Below are 25,274 nucleotides of genomic sequence, written 5' to 3'. Positions count from 1 at the left end.
TCTGTGGCCAGCAGCGCAAAGCTTGTATTAGCAAAGCATAAAAGGTTGAAAAAGGTGAAAAGCGAAAGAGAAAAGCTTGTAGAAAAGCATAGCAAGCTTAATCAAACGGACAACGCCAAAGTGGTCTCTCACGTTCAACGGGAAGAGAAAGACGGCGACTGGATTCGGCACACTATTATGTTAGAAGGCATTGATGTGCCCTTTATTTATCGGCGCAAGCACAATTATAAATCCCTCACAGGTGCTAGGGTAAATCTAACCTACTATCGACACGTTGAAGAGGTTGCCGGTATTGAATTTGAAATCATGAAAGTGGTTCGGGTAAAGCGTAGTTAATTTGGTTAGGCTGGTTAAGTGAATTAAATGAATTACACAGTTAATTCAGGTGAAACACAGGCCAGAAAAGAGCCTGATAAAAGTCATATAACGCCCATTTAAGGGCAATATAAGGGCTTGGGGACAGACTAACGTAGACACGTTGAAGACGTTACGGTTGAGCGAAATATAATGAATAATGAATGGTTAACTGCGTACGTACTGCACCGTCGTCCTTATCGAGAAACCAGCTATATTGTGGATTTTTTCACCCTAGAAGAAGGTAGGGTTAGCGCTGTAGCAAAAGGCGTTAAAAATAGTAAATCAGACAAGAAAAGTTTATTGCAGCCCTTTCAAGCGCTGCGCCTTCAGCTTAGCGGCAAATCGGAATTAAAAAACTTACGCCACGTAGAAAGTACCGCTCCTTCTATTATCCTGCCTGGTACAACCTTATTTTGTGCCATGTATGTCAATGAACTTTGCAATCGCATCATGCCTATTGGGTTAGCAAGCGACCTGGTTTTTGAGGCCTATCAAGACGCCCTTGCGTCATTGAGTGAGCAAGGCGACGTAGAGATAACGCTACGCCAATTCGAGTTTGCCATTCTCGATGAAATGGGGCTACTTCCCGATTTTACCTTAGATGTAGAATACGAGCTTCCCGTTGAGGCGTCTCGCCAGTACAACTTTCAAGCAGAAGCTGGGTTTGTGGTTATTCCTGAAGACGCATTGCATCTCAAAGGGTTTCCAGGAGAAGCCTTACTAGACCTTGCACACGGTGAGTTCACACCACTGAGTAAACGAGTGGCGAAAGTCCTTTGTCGTGATTTACTGCGACCATTAATTGGCGACAAACCCTTAAAAAGCAGAGAGCTTTTTAGCCGTATGGCGCCAAAACGCTAGCGAAATTTGTTTTAGTAGCTGAGAACAGAAATTATTTTCTGTTAACACAAGCCGTTAGCAATCTAATTATCAGCAAAAATTTGATACACTTCACAGCGTAAATAATCACTTATTAGGCAGGTATATGAGCTCAATTTTGTTAGGCGTAAACATTGATCACATTGCAACACTGAGAAACGCACGAGGTACACACTACCCAGATCCTGTGCATGCAGCAGATATCGCGGAGCGCGCGGGCGCAGATGGGATAACGGTTCACCTACGTGAAGATCGCCGACACATTAAAGATAGAGACGTAAGAATTCTTGCTCAAACTATCAATACCCGCCTAAATTTAGAAATGGCAGTCACGGATGAAATGCTGGCTATTGCTGAAGAAGTAAAGCCAGTATTTTGTTGCCTCGTGCCTGAAAAACGCGAAGAGCTTACTACAGAAGGTGGCCTTGACGTAGCGGGTAATCTCGATGTTATGAAAGCGGCCTGCGAGCGCCTAGCTGCAGCCAATATTCAGGTATCGCTGTTTATCGATGCCGACAAAGCACAAATTGATGCAGCGGTAGCATGTAAAGCACCTTATATCGAAATTCATACGGGCCAATATGCCGAGGCAGAAAACGAGCAGCAACAAGAAGTAGAGCTCGCTCGATTGGTTGAAGGTATTGAGTATGCCGATAGCTTGGGCCTTAAAGTAAATGCAGGGCACGGTTTGCACTATCACAACGTTAAGCCTATTGCCGCCATTAAGCAGCTAATAGAGCTAAATATTGGGCACGCCATTATTGCCCGTGCCGCCTTCGATGGCTTGCACACTGCTGTTGCCGATATGCGCAAACTTATGTTGGAAGCAAGAGCCGGTATTTAATGGGGTATGGTGCTAGCGGTACTCACTGAGTATGAGCGCGTGGCTTGTAGTAAGCACTAGCACCGTCTAATACCTATTATTTGGTTTTATGAAAAAGGAAAGTTGAGTGGCCATAGCAGGATTAGGCACCGACATTGTCGAAATTGTGCGCTTAGGTAAAGACGAGGGAGCAATGCTGAGGCTTGCTAAGCGCGTATTAACCCCCAGCGAACTGCAGCAGTTTGAACAGCACCGCACGCCCCAGCGATTTTTAGCCAAGCGCTTTGCAGCGAAAGAAGCGGCAGTAAAAGCGTTAGGTACAGGTATTGGCAATGGGATAAGCTGGCAGCATGTCGAGGTTCAAAACAATGAACTGGGTGCGCCTACACTGGCGTTTAATGGTGAATTCGCGGCGCGTTGCGAGGCGCGTGGAATAACCAACAGTGTTATTAGCATTTCTGATGAACAGCACTATGCTGTTGCTACTGTTATTCTTGAATCAGCATAAAATACAATTTCCTTACGGAGCTTTCCTTGTCAAACCCCAATAAGCCTGCAAAAGGCAAAAAACAAAACGGGCTGTTTAGTACCCCAACATTGAAACGAAAAACCAGCGCTAATGCACAGGTAGCCAACCTGCGTTTTTCTGATAAAGCCAATGCCTCTCGCTCTTTAGTCTCTAACGCCGTAGCATCTGAACATGACTCCTCTGAAAGCCATGCTGCCAATCAAGTTACCAATCAGGCTCAATCTCCACTTCTCATAGAAAGTCTAGATTGGATGGGACAGGGAATAGCGCGAGCTACACCGGTGCATTTTGTCGAGGGCGCACTACCTGGTGAAACCTGTGATATCAGCGTTTTGCATGCAAAAAAGAATGTGGTGAACGCAAAAGCGACCACAATAACCCATCCATCTCCTATGAGAGCAACGCCATTTTGCCCTGTGTTTGACCAATGCGGCGGATGTCAGCTTCAACATATAGACGCTCAAAATGCCCTAACAGAGCGAGACAATGCGCTTAAGTCGATGATGGTTCGACAGTTGGCGATGGAAGATGGCGTATGGCAGGCTCCGCTTGCTGGCAATAAACCAGCCTACAGGCGAAAGGCGCGTTTAGCACTAGACGCAAGACGGACGGATAAACTCAAGCTAGGTTTTCGCTCACAGGCGAGTAGCGACATCGTTGATATTACCTCTTGTCCCGTACTTGTTGATGAGTTAAGTCGTCTTATCGCACCGCTGCGGGCAGTACTATTAAGGTGTGAAAGCACAAGGTTCATAGGCCATATTGGTCTGCTTGCTGGCGATAACGTGTGTCAGGTAACCATTAAACATACAAAAGCCCTTAGCCCCGAGCTATACAGTGAGCTCACTTTGTTTGCCAAGCAAGAGCGTATAAACGTGGTTCTGGAAAACAAGAAAGGGCGGTTTAACCCACTGCACTTTGAGGCCGCACTGACGATGAGTAGCTTTGATGAGTTCACGTTAAGCCCCGCGCCCAACGATTTTGTGCAGGTCAACAAATCCGTTAATACTCAAATGATAGAGCAGGCGTTGTCTTGGTTAGCGCCGAAGCCCCAAGAGCGAATAGCCGATTGGTTTAGTGGTCTAGGCAATTTTACACTGTCTATTGCAAAGCGCGGCGCGATTGTTCAGGCCGTGGAGGGGGTGGCTGAAATGGTGCAGCGTGCCAAGGAAAATGCGCAACAACAGGGCGTAGATAACGTAGAGTGGCTGCATTTAGATTTAGGCAACAATAAAAACGTGAGTGACGCGCTTGATGACGGCTTTGACAAAGTCTTGCTGGACCCATCAAGGGAAGGTGCCTTAACGGTTTGTCAGGCATTAGTTAATGCGAAACCAAGTACAATAGTGTACGTTTCTTGCAACCCAAGCACCTTTACAAGAGATGCAAATGTATTGATTCAGGGAGGATACTCGATGAAAAAAGCAGGGGCAGTGGAAATGTTTCCTTATACCCATCACATGGAAATGATGGCTCTTTTCACACGTTAGCAGCCGCAGTGAGTTACGGATATGGTATCAACAAGAAAGGTACACGAAGCGCATAGGCCACCCTTTGAGGCGTGGTTAGATAGTTTAGGGCTTCATAGTCACACAAAAGAAAAGTTACGCGCAGTGTCTGCTGCCCCCGAGCGGCTGCTTGTGGGTCAAGAGATGGTGGAAATTCTCTGTCAGCTCAATATGGACGACGTAACGCTTCAGGCCGCACTCGTCTTTCCCTATTGTGAACAGCACGGTTTAAATGAAGAAGATATTAGTGATGAATTTGGCGCTGAGATAAAAGAGCTTATCGTTGGCGTACGCAGAATGGATGCAATCAAGTCGCTTCATGCACGCAGGCTAAATAGCAAAGAACGCGCAGGCTCTTCAGATGAACAGCACACCGATAGTATTCGCAGAATGCTATTGGCCATGGTCGAAGATGTGCGCGCCGTTGTTATTAAAATGGCAGAGCGAATTTGCGCGTTACAGCAAGCTAAAGTTGCCGATGAAGAAACCCGAGTGATGGTGGCCAGAGAGTGCGCTAGCATTTATGCACCTTTAGCGAATCGATTGGGTATAGGGCAATTAAAGTGGGAACTCGAAGACTTAGCCTTTCGCTATCTGCACCCGGTTACCTATAAGCAAATTGCCAAGCAGCTTGATGGCAAACGCAAAGAGCGAGCTGAATACATCGATTCCATAGTCGACGATCTGCAGGGAATAATGAATACCGAAAACATCCGTGCAGAAGTATACGGAAGACCAAAACACATATTCAGTATTTGGAAAAAAATGCAGAAAAAGCGGCTCACGTTTGAGCAGCTTTTTGATATTCGTGCGGTGAGAATTATTGCCGATAGACTACAAGATTGTTATGCCGCCCTTGGCACCGTTCACGCCAACTATAAACATTTACCTACTGAATTTGACGACTATATCGCTACACCTAAACCCAATGGTTATCAGTCTATTCACACCGTAGTTGTTGGCCCCAAAGGCAAGCCTATTGAAATTCAAATACGCACACAGCAGATGCATCAAGATGCCGAGCTAGGGGTGGCTGCTCATTGGAAGTACAAAGAGGGTAGTGCGGGTAAACAGTCTGGTTACGATGAGAGAATAAACTGGCTGCGTCGTATTTTAGCGTGGCAAGAAGAAGTGGCAGAGTCTGGCGACTTGGTTGAAGAAATCCGAAGTCAGGTATTCGATGACAGAGTGTATGTGTTCACACCAAAAGGTGATGTTATCGATTTACCCCAAGGGGCTACACCGTTAGATTTCGCTTATTACATACACAGCAATGTAGGGCATCGCTGCAATGGGGCTAAAATAAATGGCAGGATTGTGCCCTTTACTTACCTGCTGCAAAGTGGCGATCAGGTGGAAGTGCTCACAGGAAAAGAGCTGAACCCAAGTAGAGACTGGATGCACCCCGGTTTGGGGTATGTCCATTCTTCTCGGGCACGCGCTACTATTCATTCTTACTTTAAAAAACAAGACAGAGAAAAGAATCTTGCCGCCGGTAAAGAACTGCTAGAGCGAGAGCTTCATCGTGCTCATTTACCTTTGAAAATCCCGGCACAGGCGTGTGAGAAGTTTAATCTGCAGACGAAAGACGACCTTTTCACTGCGGTGGGAGCAGGCGACGTTAGAGTGATGCAAGTTGTTAATTTCATTCATCACTTACAAGAGCCGCCCCAAGTTGAGCCTGAGATTAGCCCTAAAGTTAAAACCCGCAAAACGGCTGCTGGAACAGGTAAAAAAGACGCTGTCGTTGTGCAAGGTGTTGGCCACCTTATGAGTCAGTTGGCTAACTGCTGCAAGCCCGTACCTGGCGAGCCTATTATGGGGTATATCACTCAGGGCAGGGGAGTGAGTGTTCACAAAGAAAGTTGTGACCAATTGCAGAACTTATTGGTTCAACATCCCGAACGCCAAATAGAAGTTAACTGGTCACAAGAGCTTAAGGTGGGCTTTGAAACTGCGGTGGATATTCATTGTCACGACAGAACCGGACTACTTCGCGATGTCACTACCGTATTGGCAAACGAAAATGTACCGCTGCTTGGGGTAAACAGCTTAAGTGATAAAAACCGTCAAACCGCGTTAATTACCCTATCTATTGAAGTGCTTACGCTAGACAGTTTGTCCAAAGTCATCACTCGCCTGCGCCAGCTAAAAGGAGTCACTGATGCAAGACGTAAACAAAGCTAATTTGCCCGGCGTAACGCGTCTTTTATCTATTATGAACGCGCTGCGCTCTGATGACGGCGGGTGCCCGTGGGATCAACAGCAGACCATGGAGTCCCTAACGCGATTTACTATTGAAGAGGCGTATGAAGTTGTCGATGCTATCGCTGGTGGCGATATAGACGATATCCGAGACGAGCTGGGTGACTTGCTGTTTCAAATTGTCTTTTATGCTCATATTGCACAAGAAGACGGGCAGTTTGACTTTGACGATGTGGCAACAGCCATTAGCGACAAGCTGGTACGTCGCCATCCTCATGTCTTCGCTCAGGGGCAAACCAGCGTAAACACCGACGCCAAAACCAGTCAATCCGCTTTATCTCAGCAGTGGGAGGCCATTAAGGCCCAAGAAAAAGCAGAGAGAAAAGCAGCAAAACAGACCAACACTGACAGCAGCCAGCATCATCGAGTAAACAATGAGCCTCTTTTAGATAGTGTGCCCAAAGGAATGCCTGCACTGATGTACGCACAAAAATTGCAAAAAAAATGTGCCAAAGTAGGGTTTGATTGGCCAGATACTCTGCCCGTGTTAGATAAAGTTGAAGAAGAGTTAGAAGAAATTAAGCAAGAGCTTAACGCCTCAACACGAAACCAAGACGCCATTGAAGAAGAGATTGGCGATGCACTCTTTGCAATGGTGAATTTAGCCAGGCACTGCAACATAGACGCGGATACCGCACTGCGCAAAGCAAGTTTTAAGTTTGCAAAGCGTTTTACCGCGGTAGAGGAACTCGCTCACGCTCAACATCACTCATTAACCGATTTATCGCTAGATGAGATGGAGTCGCTCTGGGTGAAGGTAAAAGCGAAGGAAAAACTGTAAAAAAGTAGCTAGATTTCAGCGCTGTAATAACGAACCCGTGCTACGCTAATAGTATTATCAAATCGAAATTTGGCCGTTGTTGAATCGTCAGTGTACTGATTTGCTATTTTTATTCGTCACTGTCAGCGGTCTTAAGGGGAGTTCATTGAGCGTTCGCATCATTAAAAAAGTGGGTAAGCCATTTTTCGCCGTTCTCGGTGCGTTATTCACACTCTTAGGTGTCATTGGTGCTTTCTTGCCCGTTATGCCAACCACCGTTTTTCTCATTGGTGCGCTTTATTGCTTTACTCGCTCATCGCCTAAGCTTGAGCGCTGGTTGTTGCAACACCCTCGTTTCGGTGAAACCTTGCGCGCATGGCGCGACAATGGCGCAATATCTAAACGGACAAAGTGTGTGGCCTGCTGCAGCATGCTGCTTAGCTTCATCATATTTTGTATATTCGCCAACGCGCCGCTTTATGCATATGCTGGCGTTGCGGTGTTTATGAGCGCAGGCGCATACTTTGTCATATCTCGACCTGAATGCGTTAATGTTTAGCGGTTTCTGCCCAGTTTTTCATGACTAGACACCCATTCATTTGCGACAACGGCAGAACCAAGAGATAGATCGCCGCATAGCACAGTCGCCGCAATAATCTCTGCGAGCTTATTCACCTTTCCTTTTCCTGCACAGCCCAGAACATTTAAACACTCCTGCTGTGTTGCTAAGCCGGTCCCTCCACCATAGGTCGCAACGATGAGCGATGGTATGGTGACTGAAAAGTAATAGTCGCCGTTTGGTAAAATTTCAGCATAGGTGAAGCCTGCAGATGACTCAGCTACGTTCGCCACATCCTGACCGCAGGCAATGAATACCGCGGTAATGCCATTGGCAAAATGAGCGCCATTGTTAACACTGCCGGCCATCAAGGCTCCCATGTTGGAATACTGACGCTGCTTGAAAAGCGCCTCAGGGGGACAATGCATGATGTCTGTCATCAACTGCTTAGGCAAGGTGATTTCAGCAACAACTCGCTTACCTCTAGTGTGTAATGAGTTGAGGTGAGAGTGTTTTTTATCTGTGTCTAAGTTGGCAGCAAGTACAAAGTGGTCAACGTTTCCAGGATAGTTCTCTAATACCCAGTCGCATCCTGCCTTTGTTGCCTTACTCACCATATTTTGACCGGCTGCGTCACCACAGGTAAAGTTAAAGCGCAGCCAGCGCAGTTTTGAAACTGCATATTGTTCGATGTCTCTGAGTTTTCCCACTGAAGTGGTTTCTTCGCTCGCCACTTTAATCAAATCAAAGTTAGCCTCAATCCATTTCCCAAAGGCAAGCGCTTCTCTTGCGTCAGCAAAAGCAAACATAGGTGCGCGCTGCATAGCGTCGTCAATTACTGTGGTTTTAATGCCGCCTGCTTCCCGAGTTAAACGCATACCTCTGCTGTAGCTTGCGACTAACGTACCTTCTGTGGTCGCCATAGGCACATAAAATTCACCTTGAGCAGCTTCGCCGTTAACCAGTATGGGGCCTGCAAATCCAATAGGAACTTGCGCCACACCGGTAAAGTTTTCAATATTTCCGGCCAGAGATTCTGGTTCAAGAGAAAAATGACTCGAATGCGTAAGCGATGCATTGGTTTCGTTTTCGATAAACTGTCTGCGTTTTTCGCTCATGTCACGAGTGTAATCAAGTGCTGGAGAACGGGGTATCTTAGCCATAAACCATCCTTTCTACGTTTTAATTATAGTAGGAGCGTAATAGCCGAATTGAAACTGCTAAGCACTTATAGTTACTAATCATTCACATCAATAGCTAAAGAGGAGTAACCCATCTCTTGCTCAATGGCTTTAACCGCAAGATGCGGGGTTTTAACCCAATCTGCATAGTCAAGGGGGCCGGGAATGAACGGGTTTTTTAATTCATGGACTTGGCGTTTGGGGTCATTAAGCAGTTCGTTGGCAAGTAGGTGAGAATCTATACTAGAGAAAATGTCTTCTAATTCTCCCGATTGAATAAGTCTTATCAGTCCAAGGCGAACTCTATTGGCCAATTGCTGTTTGTCAGAGCGGACAAAGAAATACTCGTAGTTGGGGTAAGTAATCAAGTGGTTTTTATCTATGGCTAAGGCGTTATTGTCAAAATGCTGAATGTCATTATGTATTTCAATAATATTTCGAGGGAAACCGTCTACCACATTGCGCTCAACAAGCAGATACATAGAACGAAACCACGTGCTCCAGTCTTCGCTAACTACGCCAAATCCGTTGGCTTTGAGTATTTTCAAATCTGGCCAATCAGCCCCCTGCACAAACTGCTTTTCTTTTAAACTTTTCAGTGAGGTGATGCCGTCGAACTGTGCTTTTTCTTCTGCGTTAACTACGATGACGCGATGGCCTGAATATCCACGCAGTAAAGGTAAACGTATAGGCGTGAGTTTGCGCTCTCTAGACTTGCTCGTTACGCTCCACATAATATCGGCAGAGCCTTCAAGTAAGCTTCGCATTTGCCGGCTTTGAGACATGGGCTGTGGATGAAGGGATATGTTTAGCTCGCCGAACTCTGAAGTGACTTCAAGGGCTCGGGATAATACTGCTATTTGGTACTTTCCAAAGTCATCATTAGCGAAGGCTCTGGCAAGTACAACGGTGTCCGCTATAGCGTCTTTTTTATCCAGCGAGTCGTTAGACGTTTCATTAACCGTTTCGTTATTTACTTCAATAGCGGCCCCATTAACTGCGTTTTGAGCCGACTCAGGATAAAAGGCATTTGCGGGAAAGCACACAACAGATAGTGCGATAGCACACGCCAAAAGGTTTACAATAATAAATGCTGTAGAGCGATTCATAATGTCGTCGTTATTTTTCTAGTTATTTTCGTAGTTGCTTTTGTCGTTGTATTTATGGCTGCTTTTATGATTACTATAACTGGTCAAAAATAAAGCAGGTAAACGTTATCTTATATTGAAATGGAAGTCACCGTTTAAAGAAGAAAAACTGTACATTTTTTCACTCTAGGGGTTCGCATTTGCCATAAAATCTGTATAATTCGCGCCCTGCCCAGTTACGCCCACCTTTGGGAAGGTGGAAGAATCGACCGGCTCGAAGGGGTCCTTGTGTTGATTTTATGGTGATTTCTGGTGTTCAGAAATCAGTAACGACGATATTATTCGGGTGATATTTAAATGAAAACTTTTGTTGCAAAGCCAGAAACGGTACAACGTGACTGGTACGTGGTTGACGCCACAGACAAAACCCTAGGCCGTTTGGCTTCAGAAATCGCATTGCGCCTTCGTGGTAAGCATAAGCCAGAGTACACGCCTCACGTGGACACTGGTGATTACATTATAGTTATCAATGCTGACAAAATTACGGTTACTGGCCGTAAAGCGTTGAACAAAATCTATTATGCGCACAGTGGCTATCCAGGTGGTCTGAAAGAAACTAACTTTGAAAAGCTGCTAGCTTTCAAACCAGAAATGGTTATTGAGAAAGCAGTGAAAGGAATGCTGCCAAAAGGTCCTCTAGGCCGCGCAATGTTCCGTAAAATGAAAGTTTACGCTGGTGCAGAACATTCGCACGCAGCACAGCAACCACAAGTTTTGGACATCTAAGGGGCAATCGACATGGCAGATACTCAATACTACGGCACCGGCCGCCGCAAAAGTTCTACCGCTCGTGTGTTCTTGCGTCCAGGCTCAGGTAACATTCAAGTAAACAAACGCGCTCTAGATCAGTATTTCGGTCGTGAGACTGAGTGCATGGTTGTTCGTCAGCCTCTAGAACTTGTAGAAATGCTAGAAAAGTTTGACCTATACATCACTGTTAAAGGTGGTGGTTCAAATGGTCAAGCTGGCGCAATTCGTCACGGCATCACTCGTGCTCTTATGGAGTATGATGAAGCGTTACGTCCTGCACTACGCAAAGCTGGCTTCGTTACACGTGACGCACGTCAGGTTGAACGTAAGAAAGTGGGTCTACACAAAGCACGTAAGCGTCCACAATTCTCAAAACGTTAATTTACGTTTTTTGTTTTGCAAAAACCCGGCTCTGCCGGGTTTTTTATTGCCTGTAATATATTGAGCAAAATAAAAAAGGTTTAATTTCCCCTGCTTTTTAGGTGCTATTCATGCTAAAACCCTGATTTAAAGCGTTTATCACCGATTTTACCCCCAGCTTCAATGAATTAAATTTATGCTTAAATACCAGTAAAACCTTGTGTTTATAAGGGCTTTTCTTTTATCATTTGCAGTCGAAAAAATTGATAACTTTCGTGGAACCGTAAAACAGCGCCTTTTGCTGCTATTTCGTTCTTACGACAAGCCATATGATGCGGTAATACAGGCGAGATAAAACCAGTATAAGCCTTTTTAGATGGCATCATAATTATCCAAACCTGGAGAAATGTGGATGAGCAATGTATCTGTAGATGCAACAAAGTCTGCACACAACGAAAATCAGCCTGAGAACAACACCCGTCGTCGGTTTTTGACCGTTGCCACGTCGGTAGTTGGCGGTGTAGGTGTCGTTGGTGCTGCAGTGCCTTTTATTGCGTCCTGGAATCCAAGTGCCAAAGCGAAAGCGGCCGGTGCTGACGTTGAAGTTGATATCAGCGGGATTGAGCCTGGACAGTTAGTGCGTGTAATGTGGCGAAGCAAGCCCGTGTGGATTGTGCGTCGTACCCCTGAGCTTTTAGAGGCACTGGGCGGGCACGAAGATCAGCTTAAAGATCCAAATTCAGAAGCCGAGCAGCAACCTACTTTTGCGCAAAACCGCTTCCGCTCCATGAAAGAAGAATACTTAATCTTAGTGGGTATTTGTACTCACCTTGGGTGCTCTCCACAGCATCTAAAAGACGGTGCGTTTGAAGAATACGTTGAAGGTGTTCCTGAAGGTTTCTTCTGCCCGTGCCACGGTTCTAAGTTTGATATGGCAGGACGCGTATTTCAAAACGTACCTGCTCCATTAAACCTAGTCGTGCCGCCTTATCAGTTCGTTGATGATACAAACATCATCATTGGTTCAGAAGCGGAGGCTTAAATATATGAACGCTTTTCTAGGTTGGATTGAAGACCGTCTCCCAGTGGGGCGCGTTGCAAATATGCACGCTATTCAATACCCAGCGCCAAAAAACATGAACTTTTGGTATGTGTTTGGGTTTTTAGCAACTATCGTTCTGGTCAACCAAATAATTACTGGTATTTGGCTAACCATGAACTTTGTACCTTCAGCAGAGGGCGCTTTCGCTTCTGTTGAATACATCATGCGAGAAATCGATTACGGATGGATAATCCGTTATATGCACAGTACAGGCGCGTCAGCGTTCTTTATTGTTGTATACATGCACATGTTCCGCGGAATGATATACGGTTCGTATCAAAAGCCACGTGAGCTACTGTGGGTGTTTGGTATGTTTATCTATCTTGCGCTGATGGCTGAAGCCTTCATGGGATATGTACTTCCTTGGGGACAAATGTCTTACTGGGGTGCTCAGGTAATCGTTTCGTTATTCGGTGCCATTCCGGTAGTGGGTCCTGACCTCGTTATTTGGTTACAGGGCGACTATGTTATTTCCGGCGCCACGCTAAACCGATTCTTCGCCTTGCACGTTATTGCATTGCCGTTAGTGATTGTAATACTTGTATTCTTGCACATTATTGCGCTTCACGAAGTGGGTTCTAATAACCCGGATGGCGTAGCCATTAAGCACAAGAAAGGCTCTCTGCCAGAGTCAGAGAAAACGAAGTACAAAATTCACGAGTACTATACTAGCAAGTACGATATTGCTGACGACGTTCTACCGTTCTTCCCACACATTGTGTTGAAAGACTTGGTGGCGTTCTGTGTATTCTTGGCGTTATTTACTTACGTATTGTTCTTTGCGCCTGAAATGGGCGGTAAGTTCCTTGAACATCCTAACTTTGAAATTGCTAATCCTCTGAAAACGCCAGAGCATATATTCCCAGTGTGGTACTTCACGCCATTCTATGCAATTTTGAAAGCGGTACCTGACAAGCTGTTTGGTGTACTAGCTATGTTTGGCGCTATAGCTGCATTGTTCGCAATGCCATGGGTAGACCGTGGTCGCGTTAAATCATGGCGCTATCGTTGTGGTTTACACAAAGTGAACCTTGTCGTGTTCGCGATTGTGTTTATCTTCCTGGGTTACCTAGGTGGTACGCCACAAGAGAACTGGAAAATCATTGCGTCACAGGTTGCTACAATCATGTACTTTGGTTTCTTTATTGCATTGTTCTTGTACAGCAAAAACGAAAATACTAAACCTGTGCCAGAGAGGATTCCTAAATGAAAAAAATGATGTGCTTTTTAGCATTCTTTCTACCTGGCGTCGCGATGGCGGCAGGCGGGAACGTGCATCTAGACGAAGCGCCGATTGACTTGTCAGATAAGGCGTCACTACAACGCGGTGCGCAGTTGTTCATGAACTTCTGCTCAGGCTGTCACTCAATGAAGTATCAACGCTACCAGCGTTCATTTACCGATTTGGGTATCCCAGACGAACTAGGCGAAGAGTATCTGCAGTTTACGGGCGATAAAGTGTCTGATTACATGACACGTGCTATGCCTGAAGATGCCGCAGCACAGTGGTTCGGTGCTGCGCCACCTGATCTTACGCTAGTAGCTCGTGTTCGTGGTACAGATTGGATATACACCTATCTGCGCGCGTTCTATGTGGACGAAAGCAGACCGTTTGGTGTTAACAACACCGTGTTCCCAGAAGTGGGTATGCCGCATGTACTACAACCTCTTCAAGGCACGCCAACGCGTACCTATGAAGAGCAAATGGTAGATGGCGAGATGGTTAAGCGCTATGTGGGTATCAAATCTGACGGGACGGGTTCAATGTCTCCGGACGAATACGACCAAGCCGTTGCCGACATCGTGAACTTTTTGGAGTACACGGGTGAGCCAGCTAAACTTGAGTCTCACAAAATCGGTAAATGGGTACTTATCTTTATTGCCGTATTGTTTGTGTTTGTTTACTTGCTCAAGAAAGATTACTGGCGAGAAGTGCACTAATCGCACAGATTTATGTATAATACCGAAAGGGGGCTTCTCGCCCCCTTTTTTGGCATTTGTAATTCGCTCATTGTAACAGTGAGCTTTAACTTGTTTCTCGACGGAGGAAATTGAATGGCCGTAGCCGCGAATAAACGTTCTATCATGACGTTGTTCTCTGACACAATTGATATTTATAGCCACCAGGTTCGTATTGTGTTGGCAGAAAAAGGTGTGGGTGTTGAAATCAGCTACACAGATCCTAGTAACTTATCTGAAGATCTGTTGGAGTTAAACCCATACGGTACGGTACCCACTCTTGTTGATCGTGAACTCGTACTTTATAAGTCTCACATCATCATGGAATACCTTGATGAGCGCTTCCCGCACCCACCATTGATGCCGGTATACCCAGTATCTCGTGGTACAAGCCGTCTAATGATGCACCGCATCGAGCAAGATTGGTATTCACTTGCTGCACGCATTTTCCGCGGTGAAGGCGATGTTGAGTCATCACGTAATGAACTTCGTGAAGCTATTCTATCTTTAGCACCTGTTTTTGCTGAAATGCCTTACTTTATGAGTGAAGAGTTCAGCTTGGTGGATTGCTATCTTGCGCCGCTATTATGGCGTTTACCTGCATTAGGCATCGAGCTTAGTGGAACAGGAAGCAAAGAAATCAGTACTTACATGAACCGTATTTTCTCTCGCAGTTCGTTCAAGGCATCTTTGACTGACCAAGAGCGCGAGATCCATAACCCATTATGACATCTATGACGTCAAACCAGCCCTATCTACTTAGGGCTTTTTATGAATGGATAGTGGATAACGATATGACGCCATACGTTGTTGTTGATGCAACAAATGAATTGGTGGAAGTTCCGCAAGAATTTGTTAAAGACGGCCAGATTGTACTTAATGTATCACCGAGTGCCTGCGTGGGTTTTAACCTGGATATAAACGGTTTGTCTTTTCAAGCGCGTTTTGGAGGCCAACCTCGTCGTTTAAGCATGCCCTGCGAAGCGGTAATTGCTATATACGCTCGCGAGAATGGTGCTGGTACTGTGTTTGCCACAGAGGAAGACGTAGCACGTTCTGATGCTATTGAGCCAGCAGAGCCTATCTCAAGTGAGCCAGAACAAACAGGACCAACATCTATAGAAGATGCTGATGCTCCTGCCTCAAGCGATGCGCCCGTACCGCCTAAAAAGGGTAAGCCTACGCTGAAGGTCATTAAGTAGCTCAAGCGTAATTATCAACTAGGTTATAGATCGAATTATTCAAAAGCCGCAGTATTGTAAAATACTGCGGTTTTTTTATTTTAGACGGTTTTTTGAAAGGAGATGGCTGTTAAAGGTGATGGCTGTTAAACGTATTAGACAACCACCGCTACTTTTTAGATAGTAAAGTTATCTTGCCGAACACAGTCGCATCTATGTAACCACGGTTAAACTAAGCGCCTAATGATGCGTGGCAGATATCAATGGGGTATGTCTAATTAGTCTTTGCCGCTATACCAAAAACAATGTGGCGGTGCCTAGGAATGCAAAAATACCCACCACGTCTGTAATGGTGGTTAAAATGACACTTCCCGCTAGTGCAGGGTCTATCTTTAGCCGCTTCATTATCATAGGCAGCGTTGCGCCGGCTAATGCAGCCGCAATCATGTTAACAAGCATCGCAAATGCAATGATGACGCCCAGCATATAGTCTTGTTTCCACAGTGCGATGACAGAGGCTATTAATACCGCCCAAATGACGCCGTTTAGTACACCAATGGCAATCTCTTTACTAATCAGCCAGCGGGAGTTGTTTGCATTGACATGGCCCAGCGCCATACCGCGTATAACAAGAGTCAGGGTTTGGTTACCTGCCACACCACCCATGCTTGGTACAATGGTGTTTAAAATAGCGAGTACAGCTAAAGCGCTTAATGTGGCTTCAAATAAGTCGCTCACCATTGCTGCCATCAATGCCGTGGCTAGGTTCACCGCTAGCCACACTGAACGTCTCTTGGTACTTTGCATAACAGGGGCAAACGTATCTTCATCGTCGTCTAGACCCGCCATACTCATCATGGAGTGTTCGGCGTCTTCGCGAATAATATCAACCACGTCATCAATAGTAATTCGCCCGACGAGGCGATTATTTTCATCAACAACAGGTGCCGAGAGCCAGTTATAGCGTTCAAATAGGCTCGCTACTTCATCGTCTGGCATGTTAACCGGAATAGCTTCTGACTCTTCATCCATCACATCAGCGACTTTGTCGCTAGTGTCTGCGGTTAGAAGCCGTGTTACTGGTACGATACCCACGAGGTTATCGGTGCGATTGACCACATAAAAGGTATCGGTGTTTTCTGGGAGCTCGCCCTTGAGGCGGATATAACGCAATACCACATCAATAGTAACGTCGGGACGCAGGGTGATAGTGTCGGTATTCATGATGAAGCCGGCAGTTTCTTCACCATAAGATAGTGCTTGTTCGGCGCGCAACCGGTCTTGTGCATCCATGGAGTCTAGGATGTCGAGGAGGACCGTTTCTGGCAGGCTGCTTAGGGTCTCTGCCAGGTCATCGGTGTCCATTTCTTCAAGCGCGTCCACCACATTTGCAGGCAGCATTTTAGTAATTATGCCGTTACGAACATCGTCGGACAGTTCCTCTAAAATATCGCCGTGAAAGTCGCCGTCAATCAACTCCCATAGCTCGTCACGAGTGCGGCTAGGGCTAGACTCTAAAATGTGGGCTACGTCGGAAGGCGGAAGTTCAAGAAGGAGCTTTCTAACCGACACAAACTGGCCGTTACTCAGCGCATTGTTGAGCGTTCGCAATTGAGTTTGTACATATTTAGAAACGAGAGCTTCTGCCATGAAAAGCAATTCCTAACCAAGAGTGTGCCCAAAGAAAGCGTATTTCACGCCGTAGACAATGACCAAATAGATTGAGCTTATAGAATAGCGTATTTACCCTAGCAGTGTCATGATAAATACATTGTTTTAGAATGAGTTTTTAAGTGTTGGCTGTCGTGTCGGCAGTTATATCATCGGTTATATAAGCCTTTACGTAAACGCTTATATCTGCGCTCATATAAACGCTTAGCCAGCGGCCAGAAAAGAGGGAGCCTATGGGAAGGTCTACGAGATTACTCGTCTTCGTTAAAGCGTCCTTCAATGAGTGTTTCAATAGCGGCTAAGGCGTCCTCTGCATCATCGCCTTCAACAATCACGTTAACTTGCTCACCCTGATGGCTTTCAAGCATCATCAATCCAAGTACACTGTTCGCGTCGGCCTGTTTATCGCCTTTTTCAAGAATTATTTTGGCATCAAATTGATTAGCTAGCTGCACCAGTTGGGTTGCCGCTCTTGCGTGAAGGCCAAGTTTATTGACGATGGTGAGTGTTTTCTCAATGGTCACTAGTATTTACGCTCTTTTTTATGATTGCGAGTGATTAATTTAGCTCTCTGTGACGAATCTGCACATCCGGATGAATTTCACCGAATGTTTTTGACAACGTCTGCGCAATATAGACAGACCGATGCTGACCACCCGTACAGCCAATGGCTACCGTGACATAGCTTCTATTATTTCGCTCGAGATGAGGCAGCCATGTGGTCATTAAGTTTTGGATTTGCCATACAAATTTAGTTACCACAGGTTGTGAGCCAAGAAATACTTCTACAGGTGCATCTAAACCCGTCAAATGCCGCAAATCAGGCTCCCAGTGAGGGTTCGGTAAGAAACGAGCATCAAATACATAGTCGGCGTCTTTCGGTATACCATGCTTAAAGCCAAAAGATTCAAACACCAACACTAACCGAGAACTCTTTTTACCTAAAATCCGCTCGCGAATAATTTCGGCCAGCTGATGTATAGTAAGCTTATCGGTGTCTAAGTAGAGGTCAGCACGCTCAACAATAGGCCCAAGCAACGTTGATTCTGCCTTTATGGCCTCAGAGAGCGATTTATTCAATTTTGCTAGAGGGTGTAAACGTCTAGTTTCGCTAAAGCGCTTTACTAACACGTCGTCACTGGCGTCAATGTAAACAATCGTCATCGACCAAGATGAGGGAAGGTAGTCTAATATTTCTACCAAATCGTTGGGATTCTTTGGTAAATTGCGTACGTCGATACTCACCGCTACCTGATCGTATTCATCCACAACAGTATGGGTGAGCGTTGGTAGCAAATTGACGGGAATGTTATCGACACAATAGTAGCCCAAATCTTCCAGTGCTCTTAATGCCACCGACTTTCCTGAGCCTGAACGACCACTGATAATGATCAGCTTCACCGATATTTCTCCCTAAACAAAAAAATGACGAAAACGTCAATGTATCTTTTGAAACTGTCTTTAGATGCCAAGTGCTGAAAAAATATCTTCGTTGGTTTTGGCTCTTCGTATTGCTTTGACAGTGTCTTTGTCGCTCAGCTTACCAGCCACTGTCGCTAAGGTTTGTAAATGTCCCTCTGTCTGTTCTTCAGGCACTAGCAGTGCAAAAAATATATCGACAGGCTTTTCATCGAGAGCGTCAAAATTAATCGCTGGAATGCAGGTTACAATAATGGCCATAACGTGTTCTAAACCCGCTAAACGACCATGAGGGAGCGCTATACCGTTACCTATTCCTGTACTGCCCATCCGCTCTCTAGATAGAAGACTATTCAACACGGTGACTTGGTCAATGTCGGTATTGTCTTGGGCAGCAATATCGGAAATGATCTCTAATATTCGCTTCTTGCTATTGCACTGAACCGCACACTCGGTGCGGTCCAGGCTTACGATGGCTTTAATATCCATACTTAATTATCTATTAATGCTTTTTCAGTTTTTCCTTATGCTTGATCACCTGCCTGTCGAGTTTATCGACCATGCTGTCAATCGCTGCATACATATCGGTATTTTCTGAGGATGCAAATACTTCGGCACCACTTAAGTGCATCGTAGCTTCTGCTTTTTGATTTATTTTTTCTACGTTCAGGATGACATGCACATTAGAAATGTGATCAAAGTGACGCTCAAGTTTACTAAACTTCGTATCGACATAATTACGCAAAGAATCGGTGATTTCCACATGATGACCAGTTAGGTTGATTTGCATATTTCGTCTTCCTTTTTAATATAACGCCTTTAGATAAGGCTTTTGCGTTGGTTAGACGGGGGTATCGATAAAGACTCCCGGTATTTTGCTATTGTCCGCCGAGCGACTTTTATGCCTTGCTCTGCCAACAATAAAGCAATTTTGCTATCGCTTAATGGTTTGCTTGGCGTTTCTGCTGCTACCAATTTCTTTATTAACGCACGAATAGCCGTTGACGAACACTCGCCGCCAGACTCGGTTGCTACATGACTAGAAAAGAAATACTTCAATTCGTAAATACCGCGCGGCGTATGCATATACTTCTGAGTCGTTACTCGCGATATTGTGGATTCGTGCATATCCACCATTTCTGCGACATCATTGAGCACCATTGGTTTCATCATTTCTGGTCCGTGCTCAAAAAATCCCATTTGCTGCTGAACGATACAGTTAGCTACTTTCATTAAAGTATCGTTTCTAGACTCTAAACTCTTTATAAACCATTTAGCTTCTTGCATATGAGAACGAATAAACTGAGAGTCACTGCTGTTCTTCGCCTTTCGACTCATTGCTGCGTATTGCTGATTTACACCTAGCTTAGGCAAGCTGTCGGGGTTGAGTTCAACAGTCCAGCGACCGTTTTTCTTCGCCACCGATACATCTGGAATAACATACTCAGGCTCTTTAGTAACTAAAGCACTACCTGGGCGAGGATTCAAGGTTTGAAGTAAACGCATTGCCTCGCGCAGTTCATCTTCCTTCAAGCGGCTCTTGCGCATAAGGGTTCTATAATCTTTGCTACTGAGCAGGTCAGAATAGTCCTCAATGAGTCTTCTCGCTTCATCTAACCAAGGCGTGTCGTCAGCAAACTGGCGCAGCTGCACCATTAAACACTCTTGCGGAGAGCGAGAGCCAGAACCGATAGGGTCAAACATTTGAATGCGTTTCAGTACACACTCAACTTCATCTAATTCGATTTCTTCTTCAACATTTTCTGTTTCGATATCTTCAAAATTTACCGCTTCTAATATCTCATCTAGCGTAGCGGTTAAATAACCGGACTCGTCAATCGAGTCGATAATGGCAACAGCGATAGCTCTGTCGATATCAGAAAAAGGAGTTAAACGCATCTGCCAAAGCAGATGAGTTTGAATGTCGTCAGTGGTTTCGCCTTGGAAAACGTGGTCATCATCGTTATTTGACGGGCCAGGCGCAGGCGCTGAAGAGGCTGAGTAATATTCGTCCCAGGTGCTATCAATTGGCAGTTCATCGGGTAAGTCGTTCTTTTCTAAAGCATCACCCGACTCTAGTGTGTCGCTGGACGCTGACGCGGTAGCTTCGATTTGGCTATCGTCATTATCCATATTGTTTTTTTCTGCCTGAGGCTCGTCATTACCTTCTTCTACTTCTAACAGAGGGTTTGAGTCGAGGGCCTCCTGAATCTCCTGTTGAAGATCGAGTGTAGACAGCTGCAGCAGCTTGATTGCCTGCTGCAACTGTGGAGTCATCGTTAGTTGTTGACTAAATTTTAACTGTAAAGATGGTTTCATCTATATCTTATTTTAATGCTCTTGAGTGAATATACCTGAGCGCTTATGAAAAATGACAATTAGGTTACACACAATAACTATAGCCTGAATTGTTCGCCTAGGTATACATCCCTTACTTTTTGATTACTTAAAACCTGTTCCGCCGTTCCTTGCGCAATAAGTTCACCATGACTTACGATGTACGCCTTTTCACAGACATCCAATGTTTCTCGAACGTTGTGGTCGGTAATGAGTATACCCAACCCTCTGTCGCGCAAGTGCTGTATTATCTTCTTTATATCATTAACTGATATGGGATCAACACCAGCAAAAGGTTCATCAAGCAAAATAAATTCAGGTTTTGCTGCTAATGCTCGTGCTATTTCTACTCGGCGACGTTCTCCACCGGAAAGACTCATGCCCATACTATTACGTATATGGTTGATATTAAATTCATCAAGTAGCGCATCGGCTTCTTCTTCCTGCTGCTGTGAATTTAAATCCTTTCTGGTTTGTAAAATCGCCATAATATTTTCATGCACAGTGAGCTTTCGAAAAATGGACGCTTCTTGTGGTAAATAGCCAATACCGCCTCTTGCACGCTCATGCATAGGCTGATGAGTTAATTCATTATCATCAATAGATATTTGGCCTTTATCTGAGGGAACCAACCCTACAATCATGTAAAAGGTTGTGGTTTTGCCGGCGCCGTTAGGCCCCAACAACCCAACAATTTGCCCGGTAGAGACTGACAGGCTAACATCAATCACTACCTGTCGTGATTTGTATGCCTTAGCAAGGTTCTTTGCACTAAGAGTTGCCATCGTTACTGCTCGCTTTTGCCGTCGTTGTTGCCGTCACCATTGCTACCGTCATTATCGTTACCGTTATCATTTTCGCTGGTCTCGTCGTTCGCTTTGCGAATAGACTCAGGCGTAAATACGGTAGTAACGCGTCCACTAGCATCATCAGCACCACCTGTGGCTAGCAGTTGTTCGGTGATCATATCAAAGGTAATGCTGTTGCCTTTAACTTGGCTTGTATCCTGTTTAAGTTCTGCGTTTCCGGTAAGAGAAATAGTGCGCTTAGCCACTTCATACCGTATCTCGTTCGCCCTTGCAGATACAGGGTTACCGTCTTCAAGTTCTTGCGAATAGCTGGCCGGGTTTCCACGAGCAACAAAAATCTCGCGGCCGCTTCCTTGTGAGGCAATAACTTCAACTTCGTCAGCCTCGATGATAAGCGAACCTTGAGTAATAAGTACGTTGTTTTTATATAGCGCTGTCTTATTTTTACCATCGATGAACTGGGAGTTAGAGCCAATCTCGATAGGCAGCGTAAAATCATTTTCATTACTTAATGCAGGGCTAGTGCATAGCACTAGCAGCGCACTAGTTGCTAGGAGAATACGTAGTTTGTACATGGTCGATAAGCTCATAATTTTGGGTGCGCAGGTTTGCGTTGAATCCGTTACTTTGAATAACATATTGCATGCCGCGTATTTCTACGGGTTGATCTGACGTCATCTGCTTGTTATTCAAATTAATTTGAATGTATTCAGTGGTAATTGACTTTACAAAGTCGTCCTGACTTTGGTTTTCAATTGTCACATTGTTTTCTAATTGTATTAATTCATTGTTATACAAGGTTCCCTCTTGCGCTGTCACGACCCACGGTGAACCTGCATCATTCGTATAGAGAGTGTAGTTTGGCCGGTCGAAAGAAACAAAGCCAAGCTGGTCGTAATGCTCCATGGAAGAAGCGAAAACTTTATGGTTCAGTTGCCCTTCATTGTTATAAAGGGTTGTGGTTAAGTTTTTGGCTTTATAAGCAGGCTTTAACGCATCCAGTCCTTCAGACGTTTCTAATACTGGGCCTTCCTCCATCCAGGTAGGAATGTACATCAGCATGGCTAAAATAAATAGCGCCGAAATACTTATGCCAAGACGGTTGAAACCGAATTGATTCATACGCTGGCCCCGAAGATACCGTTGCTTACGCCTTGCGCCTGCAAAATCGTGTCACTTATCTCTCTCACTGCGCCATAACCGCCCGGTAGGGTGGTGATCCAATTTGCTTGTTTCACAACATAGGGGTGTGAGTCGGCAACGGCTATTTTAACGCTCGCGTGTTTAAACATGCCGGTATCAGGCATATCATCACCAACAGCGGCGACGTGTTCAGGTGATAATTCAAGGCGGCCCATAAGCTGTTTTAACGCGTCGAACTTGTTCTCTTCGCCTTGAATAATATGCGCTACCTGTAGTGCCTTCATTCTGTTGTCAACAATAGCTGAGCGTCTACCGGTAATCACCGCAACATCAATGTTATGACTGACAAGTGCTTTAACGCCGTACCCGTCGCGAGTGTGAAAGGCTTTTAATTCCTCACCGTCATTTCCAAGATAAATCCGTCCGTCTGAAAAAACACCGTCAACATCACACACCAACAGTTTAATATTGGCTAGTGCATCAAATAAGTCCGTATTGAGTTCGGTGTACAGCGTGGTTGTCGTGTCCTGTTTCTTGTTCATTTACAGTACTCCTGCTTTTAATAGCATATGCATATTAAACGCGCCGACTGGATGGTCATTATCGTCAAGCACCATCAATGCACTTATTTTAAAACTCTCCATAACATTAAGCGCTTCAACGGCAAGTTGGTCGGCTGAGGTTGTTTTGCCGCCTTGGGTCATTACGTCACTCACGGTTGCCTCATGAAGGTCAACCCTAGCATCAAGAATACGGCGAAGGTCGCCGTCGGTGAATACGCCCGTTAGCTTACCGGATTCATTCACAATACCGGTCATGCCTAAGCCTTTTTGCGATATTTCAAGTAGCGCTTGGGCAACGGTTGCTGTGGGTGCTATTAGCGGAATATCACTGCCGGTCAACATAATATCACTGACTTTTAACAGTAGTTTTCGCCCAAGGGAGCCCCCTGGGTGTGATAGCGCAAAGTCGTCGGAGGTAAATCCTTTCTTGTCGAGTAATGCCACCGATAGGGCATCGCCCATCACTAATGTAGCGGTAGTGCTTGTAGTTGGCGCTAATCCTAAGGAGCAGGCTTCCTGTTCCACACTGATGTTCAGTACTACATCGGCGTACTGACCTAGCGTACTGGAAACACTGTTGGTCATGGCGATGACTTTAACGCCAAGACGTTTTACAACCGGCAGCAAATTCACTAACTCGCCGGTTTCGCCTGAATTTGAAATGGCTACAAGCACATCGTTTTTACTGAGCATTCCCAAGTCGCCATGATTCGCTTCACCTGGGTGCATGAAAAAAGCTGGGGTGCCAGTGCTTGCCAACGTGGCGGCTATCTTATTGCCAATATGCCCCGACTTGCCCATGCCGCTAACTACCACCTTGCCAGAGCAGGCGTAGAGCATTTCGCAGGCAGCGACAAAACTCTCGTCCAGTCGCTGTGCTAAGTTGTCAATTGCACGAGCCTCAATGTCGATGACACGTTTTGCAGAGGTAATGTAGTCGTTTTGTTTATCAGTCATTATCCGAACAGCCAAAATTGATAGCCTACGAAGCAGGCTAAAAGTATTGCACCATTTGTGCGGGATATTTTACGTTTGCCAATTAAGTCAAAACTAAACAGAAATAGTAGCAATGTTAAACCCAACATGACGTACATATCTCTATTGTGTACGTCTGGGTCGAGAAACCCAGGTGCAATAAGACCTGGCATGCCTAGAACTGCAAGCAAATTAAAAATGTTAGAACCAATAATATTACCCAGCGCTAGGTCATCCTCACCTTTTAAGACTCCAGCAATACTCGCAGCAAGCTCTGGAAGGCTGGTGCCAAACGCAATAATTGTTAGTCCAATAACTAAGTCAGAAAGCCCCATGTACCGCGCTATTTCGACGGCTGAGTTAACCAAAAAGTGAGCGCTGAGGGGCAACATAATTAAGCCCAGACCAATCCACATAAGAGCGGCGGTGTTAGACACTCCTTTTGGAATTTCATCAGCAGTTTCTGCAATTAAAGGGTCTTCTTTATCAACTTGCAGTGACAACCACGCCATCATTGCAAGCATGAAAATAAACAAACCGAGCAGAATCACACCTTCATAAGATTTCAGCTCGCCATCAAACATAAATGCGATGGCGATAAGTGAGATTATCAGTAAGGCGGGAAGTTCACGCTTAAGCGTTGTCGATGAAACAAGAAGTGGCTTTACGAGTGCTGTTATACCAAGCACTAACGCGATATTGGTAATGTTAGAACCTAATGCGTTACCCACAGCAGTATTCATATTGCCATTTATTGAGGCAATAGCCGATACGACGATTTCAGGTGCGGATGAACCCATAGCAACGATAGTTAATCCTATCATCATGGGGGAAATACCAATATTTTTCGCTAATGCAGAAGCGCCGTAAACAAAACGATCAGCACTCCAGCTCAAAACAATCAATCCGATGATGAAAATAACAATGTTTAAAAGCACAACGACCTGTATTTAAATGCCTATTTCATAAGATTGTCGCAAAAACGGTGCCCTTTGC

Annotated in this window: 29 protein-coding genes; 15 read left to right on the top strand and 14 right to left on the bottom strand. The window is 45.2% G+C overall.

Going from position 1 to position 25,274, the window contains the following annotated elements; all coding sequences use genetic code 11:
- Positions 1-54 precede the first annotated feature (54 nt).
- The 8 genes from V7R39_RS02530 (at position 55) to V7R39_RS02495 (ending at position 7,680) form a co-directional block, all read left to right on the top strand.
- On the top strand, positions 55-336 hold the full coding sequence (locus V7R39_RS02530; protein ID WP_334027817.1) for a hypothetical protein: 282 nt from the start codon (positions 55-57) through the stop codon (positions 334-336).
- 171 nt (positions 337-507) lie between these two features.
- Entirely contained in the window at positions 508-1,218 is a 711-nt protein-coding gene (gene recO, locus V7R39_RS02525) for a DNA repair protein RecO (RefSeq protein ID WP_287009992.1), read from the top strand.
- Between the two features lie 124 nt (positions 1,219-1,342).
- On the top strand, positions 1,343-2,080 hold the full coding sequence (gene pdxJ / locus V7R39_RS02520; RefSeq protein WP_334027814.1) for a pyridoxine 5'-phosphate synthase: 738 nt from the start codon (positions 1,343-1,345) through the stop codon (positions 2,078-2,080).
- A gap of 106 nt (positions 2,081-2,186) precedes the next feature.
- The gene (gene acpS, locus V7R39_RS02515; protein ID WP_287009990.1) at positions 2,187-2,567 is read left to right on the top strand and encodes a holo-ACP synthase; all 381 of its coding nucleotides are present in this window, start codon (positions 2,187-2,189) and stop codon (positions 2,565-2,567) included.
- 26 nt (positions 2,568-2,593) lie between these two features.
- Positions 2,594-4,078: a 23S rRNA (uracil(1939)-C(5))-methyltransferase RlmD gene (rlmD, locus tag V7R39_RS02510; protein WP_334027811.1), complete on the top strand. Its 1,485-nt coding sequence runs from the start codon at positions 2,594-2,596 to the stop codon at positions 4,076-4,078.
- Positions 4,079-4,099: 21 nt separating this feature from the next.
- On the top strand, positions 4,100-6,283 hold the full coding sequence (gene relA, locus V7R39_RS02505; RefSeq protein WP_334027809.1) for a GTP diphosphokinase: 2,184 nt from the start codon (positions 4,100-4,102) through the stop codon (positions 6,281-6,283).
- Positions 6,261-7,142 carry a nucleoside triphosphate pyrophosphohydrolase gene (gene mazG / locus V7R39_RS02500; RefSeq protein ID WP_334027807.1) on the top strand — a complete coding sequence of 294 codons (882 nt, stop codon included), beginning with the start codon at positions 6,261-6,263 and terminating at the stop codon, positions 7,140-7,142. Before relA ends, mazG begins: the two co-directional genes overlap by 23 nt.
- A 145-nt stretch (positions 7,143-7,287) precedes the next feature.
- Complete coding sequence (locus V7R39_RS02495; protein ID WP_334027805.1) at positions 7,288-7,680, top strand: YbaN family protein; 393 nt, start codon at positions 7,288-7,290, stop codon at positions 7,678-7,680.
- Here the strand turns inward: V7R39_RS02495 and V7R39_RS02490 are convergent.
- Positions 7,677-8,843: a hydroxymethylglutaryl-CoA reductase gene (locus tag V7R39_RS02490; protein WP_334027803.1), complete on the bottom strand. Its 1,167-nt coding sequence runs from the start codon at positions 8,841-8,843 to the stop codon at positions 7,677-7,679. The two genes, V7R39_RS02495 and V7R39_RS02490, sit on opposite strands and share 4 nt — an antisense overlap.
- Before the next feature lie 74 nt (positions 8,844-8,917).
- Positions 8,918-9,970, bottom strand: a complete 1,053-nt coding sequence (locus tag V7R39_RS02485) for a transporter substrate-binding domain-containing protein (RefSeq protein WP_334027801.1) — start codon at positions 9,968-9,970, stop codon at positions 8,918-8,920.
- Between the two features lie 336 nt (positions 9,971-10,306).
- Between V7R39_RS02485 and rplM the strand changes: the two genes are divergently transcribed.
- The 7 genes from rplM to V7R39_RS02450 all read left to right on the top strand — a co-directional run bounded on the left by rplM (position 10,307) and on the right by V7R39_RS02450 (position 15,382).
- Positions 10,307-10,735 (top strand): 50S ribosomal protein L13, encoded by a 429-nt coding sequence (gene rplM, locus V7R39_RS02480; RefSeq protein WP_032096325.1) that lies wholly within the window; start codon positions 10,307-10,309, stop codon positions 10,733-10,735.
- Positions 10,736-10,747: 12 nt separating this feature from the next.
- Positions 10,748-11,140 carry a 30S ribosomal protein S9 gene (gene rpsI / locus V7R39_RS02475; protein ID WP_032096326.1) on the top strand — a complete coding sequence of 131 codons (393 nt, stop codon included), beginning with the start codon at positions 10,748-10,750 and terminating at the stop codon, positions 11,138-11,140.
- A gap of 391 nt (positions 11,141-11,531) precedes the next feature.
- Positions 11,532-12,161 (top strand): ubiquinol-cytochrome c reductase iron-sulfur subunit, encoded by a 630-nt coding sequence (petA, locus tag V7R39_RS02470; RefSeq protein ID WP_032096327.1) that lies wholly within the window; start codon positions 11,532-11,534, stop codon positions 12,159-12,161.
- A gap of 4 nt (positions 12,162-12,165) precedes the next feature.
- Positions 12,166-13,431, top strand: a complete 1,266-nt coding sequence (locus tag V7R39_RS02465; RefSeq protein WP_334027799.1) for a cytochrome b — start codon at positions 12,166-12,168, stop codon at positions 13,429-13,431.
- On the top strand, positions 13,428-14,162 hold the full coding sequence (locus V7R39_RS02460) for a cytochrome c1 (protein ID WP_334027797.1): 735 nt from the start codon (positions 13,428-13,430) through the stop codon (positions 14,160-14,162). Before V7R39_RS02465 ends, V7R39_RS02460 begins: the two co-directional genes overlap by 4 nt.
- A 114-nt stretch (positions 14,163-14,276) precedes the next feature.
- The gene (gene sspA, locus V7R39_RS02455; protein WP_032096330.1) at positions 14,277-14,909 is read left to right on the top strand and encodes a stringent starvation protein SspA; all 633 of its coding nucleotides are present in this window, start codon (positions 14,277-14,279) and stop codon (positions 14,907-14,909) included.
- Positions 14,906-15,382 (top strand): ClpXP protease specificity-enhancing factor, encoded by a 477-nt coding sequence (locus V7R39_RS02450; RefSeq protein WP_334027794.1) that lies wholly within the window; start codon positions 14,906-14,908, stop codon positions 15,380-15,382. The genes sspA and V7R39_RS02450 overlap by 4 nt, the downstream gene beginning before the upstream one ends.
- Before the next feature lie 270 nt (positions 15,383-15,652).
- Here the strand turns inward: V7R39_RS02450 and mgtE are convergent, their stop codons facing one another.
- The 12 genes from mgtE to V7R39_RS02390 all read right to left on the bottom strand — a co-directional run bounded on the left by mgtE (position 15,653) and on the right by V7R39_RS02390 (position 25,216).
- The gene (gene mgtE, locus V7R39_RS02445) at positions 15,653-17,011 is read right to left on the bottom strand and encodes a magnesium transporter (protein WP_334027792.1); all 1,359 of its coding nucleotides are present in this window, start codon (positions 17,009-17,011) and stop codon (positions 15,653-15,655) included.
- Between the two features lie 272 nt (positions 17,012-17,283).
- Entirely contained in the window at positions 17,284-17,556 is a 273-nt protein-coding gene (locus V7R39_RS02440; RefSeq protein ID WP_334027790.1) for an HPr family phosphocarrier protein, read from the bottom strand.
- Positions 17,557-17,590: 34 nt separating this feature from the next.
- Positions 17,591-18,433 (bottom strand): RNase adapter RapZ, encoded by an 843-nt coding sequence (rapZ, locus tag V7R39_RS02435; protein ID WP_163107415.1) that lies wholly within the window; start codon positions 18,431-18,433, stop codon positions 17,591-17,593.
- A 60-nt stretch (positions 18,434-18,493) separates the two neighbouring features.
- Entirely contained in the window at positions 18,494-18,940 is a 447-nt protein-coding gene (ptsN, locus tag V7R39_RS02430) for a PTS IIA-like nitrogen regulatory protein PtsN (RefSeq protein WP_334027787.1), read from the bottom strand.
- Between the two features lie 13 nt (positions 18,941-18,953).
- A complete protein-coding gene (gene hpf / locus V7R39_RS02425; RefSeq protein ID WP_032096336.1) occupies positions 18,954-19,241 on the bottom strand; it encodes a ribosome hibernation promoting factor in 288 nt (95 codons plus the stop codon).
- A 29-nt stretch (positions 19,242-19,270) separates the two neighbouring features.
- On the bottom strand, positions 19,271-20,770 hold the full coding sequence (locus V7R39_RS02420) for an RNA polymerase factor sigma-54 (protein ID WP_334027784.1): 1,500 nt from the start codon (positions 20,768-20,770) through the stop codon (positions 19,271-19,273).
- Positions 20,771-20,847: 77 nt separating this feature from the next.
- On the bottom strand, positions 20,848-21,573 hold the full coding sequence (lptB, locus tag V7R39_RS02415) for an LPS export ABC transporter ATP-binding protein (RefSeq protein WP_032096338.1): 726 nt from the start codon (positions 21,571-21,573) through the stop codon (positions 20,848-20,850).
- 2 nt (positions 21,574-21,575) lie between these two features.
- On the bottom strand, positions 21,576-22,172 hold the full coding sequence (lptA, locus tag V7R39_RS02410) for a lipopolysaccharide transport periplasmic protein LptA (RefSeq protein WP_334027781.1): 597 nt from the start codon (positions 22,170-22,172) through the stop codon (positions 21,576-21,578).
- Positions 22,141-22,719, bottom strand: coding sequence for an LPS export ABC transporter periplasmic protein LptC (gene lptC / locus V7R39_RS02405; RefSeq protein WP_334027779.1), 579 nt, complete (start codon positions 22,717-22,719; stop codon positions 22,141-22,143). The genes lptA and lptC overlap by 32 nt, the downstream gene beginning before the upstream one ends.
- Complete coding sequence (gene kdsC / locus V7R39_RS02400) at positions 22,716-23,282, bottom strand: 3-deoxy-manno-octulosonate-8-phosphatase KdsC (protein ID WP_334027777.1); 567 nt, start codon at positions 23,280-23,282, stop codon at positions 22,716-22,718. Before kdsC ends, lptC begins: the two co-directional genes overlap by 4 nt.
- Positions 23,283-24,260 carry a KpsF/GutQ family sugar-phosphate isomerase gene (locus V7R39_RS02395; protein ID WP_334027775.1) on the bottom strand — a complete coding sequence of 326 codons (978 nt, stop codon included), beginning with the start codon at positions 24,258-24,260 and terminating at the stop codon, positions 23,283-23,285. It abuts the gene before it with no gap.
- Positions 24,260-25,216: a calcium/sodium antiporter gene (locus tag V7R39_RS02390; protein ID WP_334027773.1), complete on the bottom strand. Its 957-nt coding sequence runs from the start codon at positions 25,214-25,216 to the stop codon at positions 24,260-24,262. Before V7R39_RS02390 ends, V7R39_RS02395 begins: the two co-directional genes overlap by 1 nt.
- Positions 25,217-25,274 lie beyond the last annotated feature (58 nt).

The sequence above is a fragment of the Alteromonas sp. P256 genome (assembly GCF_036864455.1).
In the GTDB taxonomy this organism is placed as follows: domain Bacteria; phylum Pseudomonadota; class Gammaproteobacteria; order Enterobacterales; family Alteromonadaceae; genus Alteromonas.
Note: the sequence above shows the minus strand (reverse complement) of the source record. Positions and strands in the feature narration are given on the sequence as shown.